11 protein-coding genes are annotated in these 13,742 nt (G+C 41.1%); all 11 read left to right on the top strand.

The features are described 5' to 3' along the window. Positions 1 to 3 precede the first annotated feature (3 nt). The 11 genes from SB775_RS01090 (at position 4) to codY (ending at position 13,633) form a co-directional block, all read left to right on the top strand. The gene (locus tag SB775_RS01090) at positions 4 to 1,914 is read left to right on the top strand and encodes a hypothetical protein (protein WP_410860285.1); all 1,911 of its coding nucleotides are present in this window, start codon (positions 4 to 6) and stop codon (positions 1,912 to 1,914) included. Beyond that, positions 1,911 to 2,183 carry an EscU/YscU/HrcU family type III secretion system export apparatus switch protein gene (locus SB775_RS01095; RefSeq protein ID WP_061462394.1) on the top strand — a complete coding sequence of 91 codons (273 nt, stop codon included), beginning with the start codon at positions 1,911 to 1,913 and terminating at the stop codon, positions 2,181 to 2,183. The genes SB775_RS01090 and SB775_RS01095 overlap by 4 nt, the downstream gene beginning before the upstream one ends. Before the next feature lie 493 nt (positions 2,184 to 2,676). After that, entirely contained in the window at positions 2,677 to 3,837 is a 1,161-nt protein-coding gene (gene sucC / locus SB775_RS01100; RefSeq protein ID WP_089362454.1) for an ADP-forming succinate--CoA ligase subunit beta, read from the top strand. An 18-nt stretch (positions 3,838 to 3,855) separates the two neighbouring features. Then, positions 3,856 to 4,758, top strand: a complete 903-nt coding sequence (gene sucD, locus SB775_RS01105; RefSeq protein ID WP_061462396.1) for a succinate--CoA ligase subunit alpha — start codon at positions 3,856 to 3,858, stop codon at positions 4,756 to 4,758. Positions 4,759 to 4,887: 129 nt separating this feature from the next. Beyond that, positions 4,888 to 5,754: a DNA-processing protein DprA gene (gene dprA, locus SB775_RS01110; RefSeq protein WP_061462397.1), complete on the top strand. Its 867-nt coding sequence runs from the start codon at positions 4,888 to 4,890 to the stop codon at positions 5,752 to 5,754. Positions 5,755 to 6,020: 266 nt separating this feature from the next. Continuing rightward, positions 6,021 to 8,096 carry a type I DNA topoisomerase gene (gene topA, locus SB775_RS01115; protein WP_089362456.1) on the top strand — a complete coding sequence of 692 codons (2,076 nt, stop codon included), beginning with the start codon at positions 6,021 to 6,023 and terminating at the stop codon, positions 8,094 to 8,096. A gap of 414 nt (positions 8,097 to 8,510) precedes the next feature. After that, a complete protein-coding gene (gene trmFO, locus SB775_RS01120) occupies positions 8,511 to 9,818 on the top strand; it encodes an FADH(2)-oxidizing methylenetetrahydrofolate--tRNA-(uracil(54)-C(5))-methyltransferase TrmFO (protein WP_061462399.1) in 1,308 nt (435 codons plus the stop codon). A gap of 59 nt (positions 9,819 to 9,877) precedes the next feature. After that, positions 9,878 to 10,780 (top strand): tyrosine recombinase XerC, encoded by a 903-nt coding sequence (gene xerC / locus SB775_RS01125; protein ID WP_284471289.1) that lies wholly within the window; start codon positions 9,878 to 9,880, stop codon positions 10,778 to 10,780. Positions 10,781 to 10,800: 20 nt separating this feature from the next. Continuing rightward, positions 10,801 to 11,328, top strand: coding sequence for an HslVU peptidase proteolytic subunit (hslV, locus tag SB775_RS01130; RefSeq protein WP_054396900.1), 528 nt, complete (start codon positions 10,801 to 10,803; stop codon positions 11,326 to 11,328). Positions 11,329 to 11,340: 12 nt separating this feature from the next. Next, positions 11,341 to 12,750 (top strand): ATP-dependent protease ATPase subunit HslU, encoded by a 1,410-nt coding sequence (hslU, locus tag SB775_RS01135; protein WP_089362459.1) that lies wholly within the window; start codon positions 11,341 to 11,343, stop codon positions 12,748 to 12,750. Positions 12,751 to 12,853: 103 nt separating this feature from the next. Next, the gene (gene codY, locus SB775_RS01140; RefSeq protein ID WP_053345318.1) at positions 12,854 to 13,633 is read left to right on the top strand and encodes a GTP-sensing pleiotropic transcriptional regulator CodY; all 780 of its coding nucleotides are present in this window, start codon (positions 12,854 to 12,856) and stop codon (positions 13,631 to 13,633) included. Positions 13,634 to 13,742: the final 109 nt, after the last annotated feature.

Here is a 13,742-nt window from a genome sequence, read left to right on the forward strand (position 1 = left end):
GTGATGCAATCGACAAGCGGTCAACCCGTATCTTCACCAATTGAAATACAAGGAACTGCGAGTTTGAAAAACGGTCAAATCCTTTTCGGGAAAGTGAATAAGGTTTTTCCTAACCAAACGGCCGAGGTACAGATTGGCCATCAAAAAATGATTGCCGCTCTCGATATCCCGCTTCGGGCAGGAGAAAGGTATTGGTTTCAAATTCAACCACCAAATGAGGGGAAGGTCGTGTTAAAAGCTTTAGATTCCCCGAATTTGAACTGTTCCAGCATAGATGGCACAGCTGCACAATTGATCGCTCATCTCGGCATAACGCCCGAACCTGCGGCGGCAAAGCTTGCCGAATATCTCCTGAAAAACCGTCTCCCGATAACCAAGGAAACTTTTCAGTCCGCTTTGCAATGGCTGAAAACTGCTGATGCAGAAGTTGGTCTGCCTCTGATAAAAACAATGTTCATTCAGCAATTGCCGTTTGTAAAAGATGTATATGATGCATTATTTTCACATGCCAAAGGCGAACCTTTTCACAAATTGCTCAGCGGCCTCATGCAGCAACTGCAGGATGGGGGAGTGGTAACGAGGACGGCTTTCAAGCTTATGGAGGTATTGGACTCCTTGCATGTGGCTAAACAGAGCGAGCTTCAACAATTCGGTTTGCAAAAACTAGTGACCATTTGGCTGGATTCGGATTCAACACCTGAAATGAAATCCGGCGCATTTTCCCTGCTTAAAAAGACAGGTTTCGTCCCAAAGGGAATTACAGAATCTGTCTTTCTGGAGAAGTTAATTGATGGAGCTGAGGTGAGGTCCGGAATTCCTAAGAACTCAGCGATTGAAAAATTACACCAAGGATTGCATGTACTTTCCAAGGCAAAAAGCGGAGCATTTGGAAAAATTGATGAAATCGAAATTAATATAAATCGGATATTGAACGGCGTTGATCATAAAGCGACAAAAATGCCAACTGATATCCAATCGTTTCAGAAAAAAAATTCTGCAGAAAAACTTTCCCCTCTTGCCTTTCATTTGCTTGAGAGTGCATTTGCAGAAGCAACAGCCGGAAAAAAAGCATTAGGCGGAAATGTAGAAGTGAATGACCTTTTAGGCTATTTGAATATGGATAGAGAGCAGGTAGTTGAGTCGAAGGGTAAGGCGGCCAAACTACTGTTTCAGTCACTTAAACAGCTGTCTGAGGCCCAGTTCGTTAGGAATAATGAGGGGCTGGTCCTTGCCAAGGTATTTGAAGCTGAGTTTCAAAAAATCGATTTTACTAATGGTCCATCTGTTGCACACCAACTAAAAGAGTGGACGAAGATCCTTGGTCTTCAGCTGGAACATGCACTTGTTAATCTTACTAGAGATGAAATGGAGTTCTCGAAGGATTTGGATACACTTAAACCGCTGCTGCTTAAATTGCTGAATGAGCAAACTCCGGCAGCCATTAAGGAGATCGCAGAACAAATCCTAAATCGGGTCACTGCCCAACAGATCCTTGCACAAGAAAATGGGCCGATTCAGAATTTGCTCCTTACACTTCCAATCAATCTTGGCTCTATACAAACGGACCTAACGTTACAATGGAGCGGAAGGAAAACAAAAGATGGCAAGATAGACCCGGAATACTGCCGCGTCCTATTTTATTTAGAATTAGAACGCCTAAAAGAGATTATCATCGATATGCAGGTACAAAATCGAATCATAAAGGTGACGGTCATTAATGGGCATGGAGCAGTCCTTGAAGAGACAGCAAATCAATATCTTGAACTCCTGAGAGAGAATCTGGAAAAAATGGATTACAGATTGTCAGGTGTTTCATTTGTAAACATGGGAAGCGGAAAAGAGAGGGGCCACGGGTTGAAATCCGTTCCTTTTTCAGAATCTGGTTCATATAGTGGAGTGGATATTCGAATATGAAAAATGATAGGCGAAAAGAAGCGATTGCCTTAAAGTATGATCAAAAGACATCCAAAGCTCCCGTCATATTGGCGAAAGGGAAAGGTAAAACGGCTGAAAATATCCTGGAAAGGGCTATGAAGCTGGATATACCGGTCCAAAAGGATGAGTCGCTTGCTGCACTTTTAGGTCAATTGGATATAAATCAAACGATACCGGAAGAATTGTACGGAGCTGTTGCGGAGGTATTTGCATTCATTTATAAAGTCGACAAGGACATGAATCGGTAGGGGCCTGATTATGCACGTGATTTCACCAAAATGGATTCTTGTTGGTTTTTGTAGAAAATTAGGGAAATTGTTAACAAATTTTCATTATATTAAAAACATACTAAACTATCAGCAAAAGGACAAAGCCATGGCTTTGTCCTTTTGCTTTTCCTTTGAGTCAAAACAAGGATAAACGTAATTTCCCTGAGGTGTTTTCTGGATTAATATGGTGGAAAAGGGTGTATCAGGGTGTGTTTTCACTGGATTTATAAGAGAAAAGGCTTTTTAAAAGAATAGAATGATAGAAAAAATATAATTGCTTTTCACTATAAAGAAACACAACGGCCAATCAGTTTTTTTCCATTTAATACAAGAGTAAAAAAGTATATTATGATAATATTCACAAAATTATGTGAAAGAATATTATGCACCAAGGAGAATTTTGTTGTAATATGGTAGAGAAAACAGGCATTAAATTTAAAAGTTGGTTTTTAGTAGATAAGGAGGATGGGAAATGAATATCCATGAGTATCAGGGAAAAGAGATATTGCGACAATACGGGGTATCCGTTCCAAATGGCCGGGTTGCCTTTACTGTAGATGAAGCAGTGGAAGCAGCGAAGGAATTAGGTACGGAAGTTGTTGTCGTCAAAGCTCAAATTCATGCGGGCGGCCGCGGGAAAGCCGGCGGAGTTAAGGTAGCGAAAAATCTTGATGAAGCACGTACATATGCAGAAGAGATTCTTGGTAAGACGCTGGTGACCCATCAAACAGGACCGGCAGGCAAGGAAGTTAAGCGTTTACTTATTGAAGAAGGCTGCGACATTACGAAGGAATATTATATCGGGCTGGTCCTTGACCGTGCTACGAACAGTGTCGTATTGATGGCTTCTGAAGAAGGCGGAACGGAAATTGAGGAAGTGGCTGAAAAGACACCAGAGAAAATTTTCAAAGAAGTAATCGATCCGGTTGTCGGCCTGACTGGCTTCCAGGCACGTAGGATTGCATTCAATATCAATATTCCGACTTCACTTATAAATAAAGCTTCCAAACTGATGGTTAACTTATATACAGCTTTCGTTGAAAAAGATTGCTCAATCGCTGAAATCAACCCATTAGTGGTAACAGGCGATGGCAATGTAATGGCACTGGATGCTAAATTGAATTTCGATGATAATGCGATTTACCGCCATAAAGACATCGCGGAGTACCGTGATTTGGATGAAGAGGATGCGAAAGAGATTGAAGCATCAAAACATGGCCTTAGTTACATATCGCTTGACGGAAATATCGGATGTATGGTTAATGGTGCCGGACTTGCTATGGCAACGATGGACATCATTAAACATTATATGGGAGATCCGGCTAACTTCCTTGACGTTGGTGGCGGCGCTACTGAGGAAAAAGTAAAAGAGGCTTTCAAAATCATCCTATCCGATCAAAATGTTAAAGGCATCTTCGTTAATATCTTCGGGGGGATCATGAAATGTGACATCATCGCGACTGGCGTAGTAGCTGCTGCTAAAGAGCTTGGCCTGGATGTCCCTCTTGTTGTTCGTCTTGAAGGTACGAATGTGGACCTTGGTAAAAAGATACTTAAAGAGTCAGGTTTAAATATTACGGCTGCTGAATCTATGGCAGATGGAGCACAAAAAATAGTATCACTTGTAGGATAATAGGCAGGGGGGAACATAATGAGCGTTTATATTAATAAAGATACGAAAGTGATCGTTCAGGGAATCACTGGTTCAACAGCATTATTTCATACAAAACAAATGTTGGAATACGGCACGAAAATCGTTGGAGGAGTCACTCCTGGCAAAGGCGGAACAGAAGCGGAAGGGGTACCTGTATTCAATACAGTTTCCGAAGCTGTCACTGAAACCGGAGCGAATGCATCGGTTATCTACGTACCGGCTCCATTTGCTGCAGATGCGATTCTTGAAGCCGTTGACGCAGAACTAGATCTTGTTATTTGTATCACGGAACATATTCCTGTCCTGGATATGGTCAAGGTGAAGCGTTACATGGAAGGTAAAAAGACTCGCTTGATCGGACCGAACTGCCCGGGTGTCATTAGTCCGGAAGAATGTAAGATTGGTATCATGCCAGGATATATCCACAAAAAAGGCCATGTAGGTGTAGTTTCTCGTTCTGGAACTTTAACGTACGAAGCCGTTCACCAATTATCACAAGCAGGCATTGGGCAATCTACGGCTGTCGGTATCGGTGGGGATCCCGTTAACGGAACGGACTTCATTGATGTACTGAAAGCATTCAATGAAGATCCGGAAACACATGCGGTGATCATGATCGGGGAAATCGGCGGCACGGCAGAAGAAGAAGCGGCAATCTGGGTGAAAGAAAATATGACTAAGCCAGTTGTAGGTTTCATTGGTGGCCGTACAGCTCCAGCTGGTAAACGTATGGGACATGCTGGTGCCATAATTTCAGGAGGAAAAGGTACAGCTGACGAGAAAATCCGCGTTATGAACGAATGTGGAATTAAAGTTGCCGAGACTCCATCCGTAATGGGTGAAACATTGATCTCCGTCCTGAAGGAAAAAGAAATCTACGAACCTTGTAAAACGCATTGATTTAAGTTGGGCCGACCTGTTTTTTGGGTCGGCCTTTATTTCACTCCAAATTCCTCGGGAAACATTTCGATTACTTTGACCATCACAATCAACCTACCTTTAAAAATATCCGATTAGGGGTGCTTCCAATTGAATAAAACAGAAAAATTAATCCACCTTCATCATTGCCGCGGAGCAGGATGGAAAACAATCCAAATTATCATGTCAAATGACCCGTCCTTATCTTCCCTTTTCACTATGAATCACGAGGAATGGGTAAAAATCCTCCCTATCCCTTCAAATAAGCTTACCCTCTTTCTCAAAGATTTACATTCACTCAATACCATCGATAAACTTAAACGATACGAAGATTGCCAAATTCATTGCTTGACGATCTTCGATGATGATTATCCTTTTTTGCTGAAGCAAATATTCGATCCCCCATGGGTTCTTTATTTAAAAGGCGATAAGAAGCTTCTAACGAGGAGGAGCACGCTAGGTGTTGTTGGAACACGTAAGCCAACCTCGTATGGACTGGAGGCCTTAAAAACGATTCTATTACCACTTGTAAAGAAAAAATTCGTGATCATAAGTGGGGTGGCGGCCGGAATCGATGCAGAGGCACATAAAATCACTTTGGGGGAAGGCGGAGATACGATTGGGGTTTTAGGAGGAGGTCTTTTGCAAATATACCCAAAATCCAATATTTCCCTTGCAGGGGAAATCATCAATAAAGGGTTACTTTTATCTGAGACCCCACCGGAAAAGAGAGCGGAACCTTGGATGTTTCCGCTTAGGAATCGAATCATCAGTGGATTATCACTGGGAGTATTCGTGGTCGAGGCCAAAGAAAAAAGCGGTTCCCTTATTACGGCACAATCCGCTTTGGAACATGGCAGGGAGGTATTTGCGCTTCCTGGCAATGTAACGAGTCCAGAATCATTAGGGACCAATCAATTGATTCAAGATGGTGCCAAACTTGTTTTGAGTTCTAAGCAGATTGAGGAAGAATTTTGAACGATATAATATAGAAGATAGACGGAGAATTAAACGGAAAAATAGAAAAAAAAGGCGTTTTTTTTAAAGGAATGGTTGAAATTTTAGACAAAAAGGTTGAAAATATTGTAAAACTGTTATAAGTTTTGCAAATGGCACCTCTTGTCAAAATACTTATAAATAAATAAAATGACATGCTTTGAAAAGTAAAGAGGTGTTGACAAATGTTTTTTGAATGATTAATAATAGTGAAGATTTATATTACCTCTTTGAGGAGGATTTATTGGATGTCAGAATACTTAGTGATTGTGGAATCGCCCGCAAAGGCGAAAACAATAGAACGTTACTTGGGAAAAAAGTATAAAGTAAAGGCTTCCATGGGGCATGTACGCGATTTGCCTAAAAGCCAAATGGGTGTCGATGTTGAACATGAATATGAACCTAAATATATAACTATCCGCGGTAAAGGCCCGGTTTTAAAAGAATTGAAAACTGCTGCAAAAAAAGCGAAAAAAATCTATCTCGCGGCTGACCCCGACAGAGAAGGGGAAGCCATTGCCTGGCATTTGGCTCACAGTCTCGATGTTGACATTAATTCTGATTGCCGCGTGGTATTCAACGAAATCACGAAAGAGGCTATCAAAGAATCATTTAAATCACCGAGGCCAATAAATATGAAATTGGTTGATGCGCAACAGGCAAGAAGGGTCTTGGATCGTTTGGTCGGATACAATATCAGCCCGCTTTTGTGGAAAAAAGTGAAAAAAGGCTTAAGTGCGGGACGGGTCCAATCGGTTGCTGTACGAATGATCATTGACCGGGAAAAAGAAATCAAAGATTTTATCCCGGAAGAGTATTGGACAATCAAGGCAGATTTTGTAAAAGGAAAAGAACAGTTTGAAGGTTCCTTTTTCAGCCTGGGCGGTGAGCGGAAAGAATTAAATACAGAAGAGGACGTCAAAAAAGTACTCGGTTCTTTAAATGGCGGCGAATTTACGATAGGGGCAGTGGCTAAAAAGGAAAGAAGGCGTAATCCAGCTGCACCTTTTACGACTTCTTCCCTGCAACAAGAAGCGGCTCGAAAATTGAATTTCCGTGCAAAGAAAACAATGATGCTTGCTCAGCAGCTTTATGAAGGAATCGAGCTTGGAAAGGAAGGGACAGTCGGGTTAATCACTTATATGAGAACCGATTCGACCCGGATTTCCGATGTTGCGAAACAGGAAGCCCATACCTTCATTGAAAATAGTTATGGTAAAGATTATGTTCAGGTTGAGCAGCGGAAAGAGAAAAAACAGACTAATGCCCAAGATGCCCATGAAGCGGTAAGACCAACGAGCACATTACGTGAACCGGGTGTAGTCAAGGAGTTCTTATCCAGAGATCAATTCCGTCTATATAAGTTGATTTGGGAGCGATTCGTTTCAAGTCAAATGTCTTCGGCGGTCATGGATACTATGAGCATCGACCTCCATAACGGAGATGTCATCTTCAGGGCCAATGGTTCAAAAATTAAATTTCCGGGCTTCATGAAGGTATATGTTGAGGGATCCGATGACTCAGTGGAAGAAAAGGAAAATGCTCTCCCTGATGTGAAAAAAGGAGATCAATTCTTTTCAAAAGATGTAGAGCCTAAGCAGCATTTCACACAGCCTCCACCCAGATATACAGAAGCACGTCTTGTCAAAACCCTAGAAGAACTGGGAATAGGCCGTCCTTCCACATATGCTCCTACCTTGGATACGATTCAAAAACGTGGTTATGTTACTTTGGATAATAAACGGTTCATCCCCACAGAGCTTGGTGAGATCGTTCTTGAATTGATACGTGAATTCTTCCCGGATATTCTTGATGCAGAGTTCACTGCCAAGATGGAACAGGAATTCGATAGCGTCGAAGAAGGAAGCATCGAATGGATTAAGGTCATCGATGAATTTTATAAAGAATTTGCTGTTCATTTGGCTAAAGCTGAAGTCGAAATGGAGAAAATTGAAATCAAAGATGAGCCTGCAGGTGAAGATTGTGTAGAATGCGGACATGAGATGGTCTTTAAGATGGGGCGTTATGGTAAGTTCATGGCATGCAGTAATTTCCCCGATTGCCGTAACACAAAACCAATCGTAAAAGAAATAGGTGTGAAATGCCCGAAATGTAAGGAAGGAAACATCATTGAAAGGAAAAGTAAAAAACGCCGTTTATTTTACGGGTGTGATACCTACCCTGGATGTGACTTCATTTCTTGGGATAAACCGCTACCGCGGAGTTGTCCAAAATGTGAAGGTACACTAGTTGAGAAAAAACTCAAAAAAGGAGTCCAGGTCCAGTGCATGGATTGTGACTTCAAAGAAACTCCTCAAGCATAGAAAAGTCTGTGAAATCGTTTACTTTCCCTTTGTACTTTTGAGAAACTCTAAATATAAATTGACTCGGCATTTGCCGAGTTTCTTTATGTTCAGCGAAGTATGATATCATGGTAACGTGTGGATTTACTTCTTTGAAGAAAATGGATAAAGCTTGAAACTTTTTTATTTAGGTAATGTGATGTAAAATTCAGTGGACAAGTGCATTATTTTAAAGATATAATTCCTCTTTGTGTCCATTATCCCTTTTAGTACAGATGAAATGCTGGATTTGTGGCATATGCTTGAAATTTTCGTAGCAGGAATGGGTATTTTGGGAATAAATACATAGATATCGTTAAAAATGAAACACTTATGAAAGCAATTTTAATGATAAATGCTCCTGTCTTATCATATCTATACATGGAGGTTCGAAAAATGAAAGAAACAAAAGTAAGTGTAATCGGTGCTGGTCTTGCTGGAAGTGAAGCGGCGTGGCAGTTAGCTAAAAGAGGAATCAAAGTCGATCTATACGAAATGCGCCCGGTAAAACAAACGCCAGCACATCATACCGATAAATTCGCTGAACTTGTTTGTTCCAATTCACTTCGGGCAAATACGTTAACAAATGCGGTTGGTGTATTAAAAGAAGAAATGCGTATATTGGATTCGGTCATCATGTCCGCGGCAGATGCTTGTGCTGTACCGGCTGGCGGTGCTTTAGCTGTCGATCGCCATGAATTTGCCGGTCTTGTGACGGAAAAGGTCAAAAATCATCCCAATGTAACGGTCATTAATGAAGAAGTGACGGAAATTCCGGAAGGCCCTACCGTCATTGCAACAGGACCACTTACAAGTCAGTCACTATCTGACAGCTTAAAGCAAATCATGGATGAAGAATACTTGTATTTCTATGATGCTGCCGCTCCAATTCTTGAAAAAGACAGCATCAACATGGATAAAGTATACTTAAAATCCCGCTACGATAAAGGGGAAGCAGCTTATTTGAACTGTCCGATGACGGAAGAGGAGTTTGACCGCTTTTATGAAGCATTGATTGCTGCCGAGACAGTCCCACTTAAAGAATTTGAAAAAGAAATCTTTTTTGAGGGTTGCATGCCGATTGAAGTAATGGCATCACGTGGGAAGAAAACGATGTTATTTGGTCCATTGAAGCCTGTCGGATTAGAAGATCCGAAAACAGGAAAGCGCCCTTTTGCAGTAGTTCAATTGCGCCAAGATGATGCGGCAGGAACACTCTACAACATTGTTGGTTTTCAGACACATTTGAAATGGGGGCCGCAAAAAGAAGTATTGCAGCTCATACCTGGATTGGAAAATGCGGAAATTGTCCGTTATGGAGTTATGCATCGCAACACTTTCATAAACTCACCTAATGTTCTGAAGCCTACGTACCAATTCAAAAATCGGGACGATTTATTCTTTGCAGGTCAGATGACTGGCGTCGAAGGTTATGTAGAATCGGCAGCATCAGGACTGGTTGCAGGTATCAATGCTGCAAGGATCGTCCAAGGATTGGAGCCTGCCATTTTTCCTGCTGAGACGACAATGGGCAGCATGGCAAGGTATATAACATCGACAAATGGAAAGAGCTTTCAGCCGATGAACGCCAACTTCGGATTGCTTCCAGACCTTGAAGTGAGAATCAAATCAAAAAAAGAACGGAACGAAACCCATGCTAAACGCGCTTTGGACACAATTCAGAACTTTGTGAAAAATTTGTAAAATATTTGCCTGCTGTTTTAAAGTATGATACTATTTATTAGCCTTTGCGAGGTGTTTCCATGATTAATCAAAAAAAGGCATTATCATCCTTCATCGAATATTTACAAATTGAAAAAAACAGTTCACATTACACCATTGAAAATTACAAACGTGATATTCACGAATTTTTCCTGTTCCTAAATGAACAGGGTATCATCGATATCACGTCTGTTGAATATTTTGATGTCCGGTTGTTTTTAACGAATTTATATGAGAAAAAACTTTCTAAGCGCACTGTAGCAAGAAAAACTTCTTGCTTGCGGAGCTTTTATAAATTTTTATTACGTGAAGGTGATGTGAAGGATAATCCTTTTTCTCTTGTTTCTTTACCTAAAAAGGATCAAAGACTGCCACGTTTTCTATATGAGAAGGAAATGAAACAGTTGTTTTCTTCTTTAAATAAAGATTCACCGATAGGAATAAGGAACAATGCATTACTGGAATTACTGTATGCGACAGGCATTCGCGTAAGTGAATGTTGTGAGATTAAATTGCAGGATATCGATCTTTCCTTAGGTACAGTACTGGTTCATGGAAAAGGAAAAAAAGATCGCTACGTTCCGGTTGGTAGATATGCTCAAGAAGCGATAGATATATACATACGTACAGCCAGGATGGAAATGACTTCGTCTGACGCCAAAGCGAATGTTTATTTATTTGTTAATTTTCGTGGAGACCCTCTGACACCTAGGGGAGTTCGCTATATATTGAATGAATTGATTAAAAAGTCAGCCGCAGATGGAAGTCTTCATCCCCATATGCTAAGGCATTCCTTTGCTACACACCTATTGAATAATGGGGCGGACATTCGCACGGTTCAGGAATTGCTTGGTCATTCTAAAATTTCATCAACGCAAGTGTATACGCATGTTACAAAAGACCAATTAAAAAAAGTCTATAATGCAACACATCCGCGGCCTTAAATGTTGAAAGGGGACACTTTATGACAACGATATTTGCAGTGCATCATAAAGGTGAATGTGCCATGTCCGGTGATGGGCAGGTTACTTTAGGAAATTCAGTAGTGATGAAGCATACAGCAAGGAAAGTAAGAAAAATCTTTAAAGGTAATGTTCTTGCAGGTTTTGCAGGTTCTGTTGCAGATGCATTCACTTTATTTGAGATGTTCGAAGCTAAGCTTGAAGAGTATAATGGCAATCTTCAGCGTGCTGCCGTCGAAATGGCAAAGCAATGGAGAAGTGACAATGTACTGAGAAAGCTGGAAGCCATGCTGGTCGTGATGGATAAGAACCATTTACTGCTCGTTTCTGGTACCGGGGAAGTAATTGAGCCGGATGACGGGATTCTCGCCATAGGATCTGGAGGGAATTATGCACTGGCTGCCGGCAGGGCATTAATGCGGTTTTCAAGTGACCATTTATCGGCAAAGGAAATCGCTCAATCATCTTTACAAATTGCAGCGGAAATTTGTGTATTTACGAATACGAATATAATCGTGGAAGAGTTGTAAGGAGGAGCGCAAATGTCAAAAAAAGCTAATTTAACACCGAGGCAAATCGTTGAAAAACTGGATCAGTATATCGTTGGGCAGCGTGAAGCAAAACGGGCAGTGGCAGTGGCTCTTCGGAATCGCTACCGACGTTCCCTTCTCTCGGACCAACTTCGTGATGAAGTCGTTCCGAAGAACATATTAATGATTGGACCGACAGGCGTTGGGAAAACAGAAATAGCTCGGAGAATGGCTAAATTGGTAGGTGCTCCTTTTATAAAAGTTGAAGCAACGAAATTTACGGAAGTCGGATATGTCGGCCGGGATGTGGAGTCCATGGTTCGTGATTTGGTGGAGACTTCCGTTCGCCTCGTGAAGGAAGAAAAGATGGCGAGCGTAAAGGAACGGGCAGAAGAAAATGCAAATCGCCGTTTAATAGAGCTATTAGTGCCATCAACAAAAAAACAGAGTAATTTCAAGAATCCTCTTGAAGTCTTTTTTGGAGGCAATAACAATCAAGACGAACAGGATTCGGAAGATAATTCCGAAGATTTAAGTTTGCAGGAAAAAAGGAAAATCGTCGCCGAAAAGCTGGCTAATGGTGAGCTGGAAAGTGAAATGATTACGGTTGAAGTGGAAGAACAGGCTGCTTCGATGTTTGATATGCTCCAAGGTTCGGGAATGGAACAAATGGGGATGAACATGCAGGACGCTTTAGGAAGCCTGATGCCGAAAAAAAGCAAGAAGCGCAAATTGAAAGTAAGTGAAGCGAGAATCGTTTTAACAAATGAAGAAGCGGCAAAATTGATCGATATGGATGAAGTCACTTCTGATGCAGTATACGGAGCTGAGCAAAATGGGATCATTTTCATTGATGAAATCGACAAAATTGCCAGTAAGCAGTCCGGAAGTTCATCAGCGGATGTTTCAAGGGAAGGTGTCCAAAGGGATATCCTGCCAATCGTCGAAGGCTCGACAGTCGTGACTAAATATGGTTCAGTTAAAACGGATCATGTCTTATTCATTGCGGCAGGGGCCTTCCATATGGCTAAGCCCTCCGACCTTATCCCTGAATTACAAGGTAGATTCCCGATCCGTGTAGAGTTGAACAAACTGACAGTAGATGACTTTGTAAGGATTCTTCATGAACCGGATAATGCCTTGTTAAAACAATATGTTGCTTTGTTAGAAACAGAAGGTATAGAAATTGAATTTTCTGACGATGCTGTTCGTAAGATAGCTGAAGTGGCCTTCGAAGTGAATCAAAACACAGACAATATTGGTGCAAGAAGACTTCATACCATTTTAGAACGGCTGCTTGAAGACTTATCTTTTGAAGCACCGGAAATTACGATGGAGAAGATTACAATTACTCCCCAATATGTCGAAGGAAAGCTTGGTTCTATCGCCCGGAACAAAGATTTAAGCCAGTTTATCCTTTAATTAAGAAACAATGGCAATAATTTGCCTAGCATGAAAATAAAATTACGGAAATACAACTTCATAGTTATTGTGAACCATGGTATTTTTAGGAGGAACAAATCAAATGAACTTATTAGCAAAAACAAGAAAAATCAATGCAATGCTCCAAAAAGCGGCAGGTAAAGCAGTTAACTTTAAGGAAATGGCTGAAAGTTTAAGTGAAGTTATCGAAGCAAATGTATTCGTCGTCAGCCGCCGTGGGAAATTACTAGGCATAGCGGTAAGTCAGCAAATCGAAAATGAACGCATGTACAAAATGTTGGAAGATAAACAATTCCCTGAAGTGTACACAAAAAACCTATTTAATATTCCCGAAACATCTTCCAATCTTGATATCGAAAGCGAATACACTGCTTTCCCAGTTGAAAACAAAGAACTTTTCGCAACGGGATTAACAACTATCGTACCGATTATGGGTGGGGGAGAACGTTTAGGAACATTGGTTCTTGCTCGATTACAAGAAAAATTTCATGATGATGATTTAATTTTGGCTGAGTATGGCGCGACAGTGGTAGGTATGGAAATCCTTCGTGAAAAGTCAGAAGAGATTGAAGAAGAAGCTCGTAGTAAAGCTGTTGTTCAAATGGCAATTTCCTCGTTATCGTACAGCGAATTGGAAGCTATTGAGCACATTTTTGAAGAGCTTAAAGGTAATGAAGGACTGCTTGTAGCTTCAAAAATTGCAGACCGTGTAGGCATCACTCGATCCGTAATCGTCAATGCGCTTAGAAAGCTAGAGAGTGCAGGAGTAATTGAATCACGCTCTCTTGGAATGAAAGGTACTTATATAAAAGTATTGAACGATAAATTCCTACTTGAATTAGAAAAGCTTAAAAATAATTAACAAACAAAAAAGGCAGTCCTTTAAATAGGGCTGCCTTTTTTTTGTGTGCGTATATTGGGGTAAGTTGTCTAGGACTGAAAAGCTATGGTGGAGAGCGAAAGGAAGGAAG

Source organism: Peribacillus sp. SIMBA_075, from assembly GCF_046534585.1.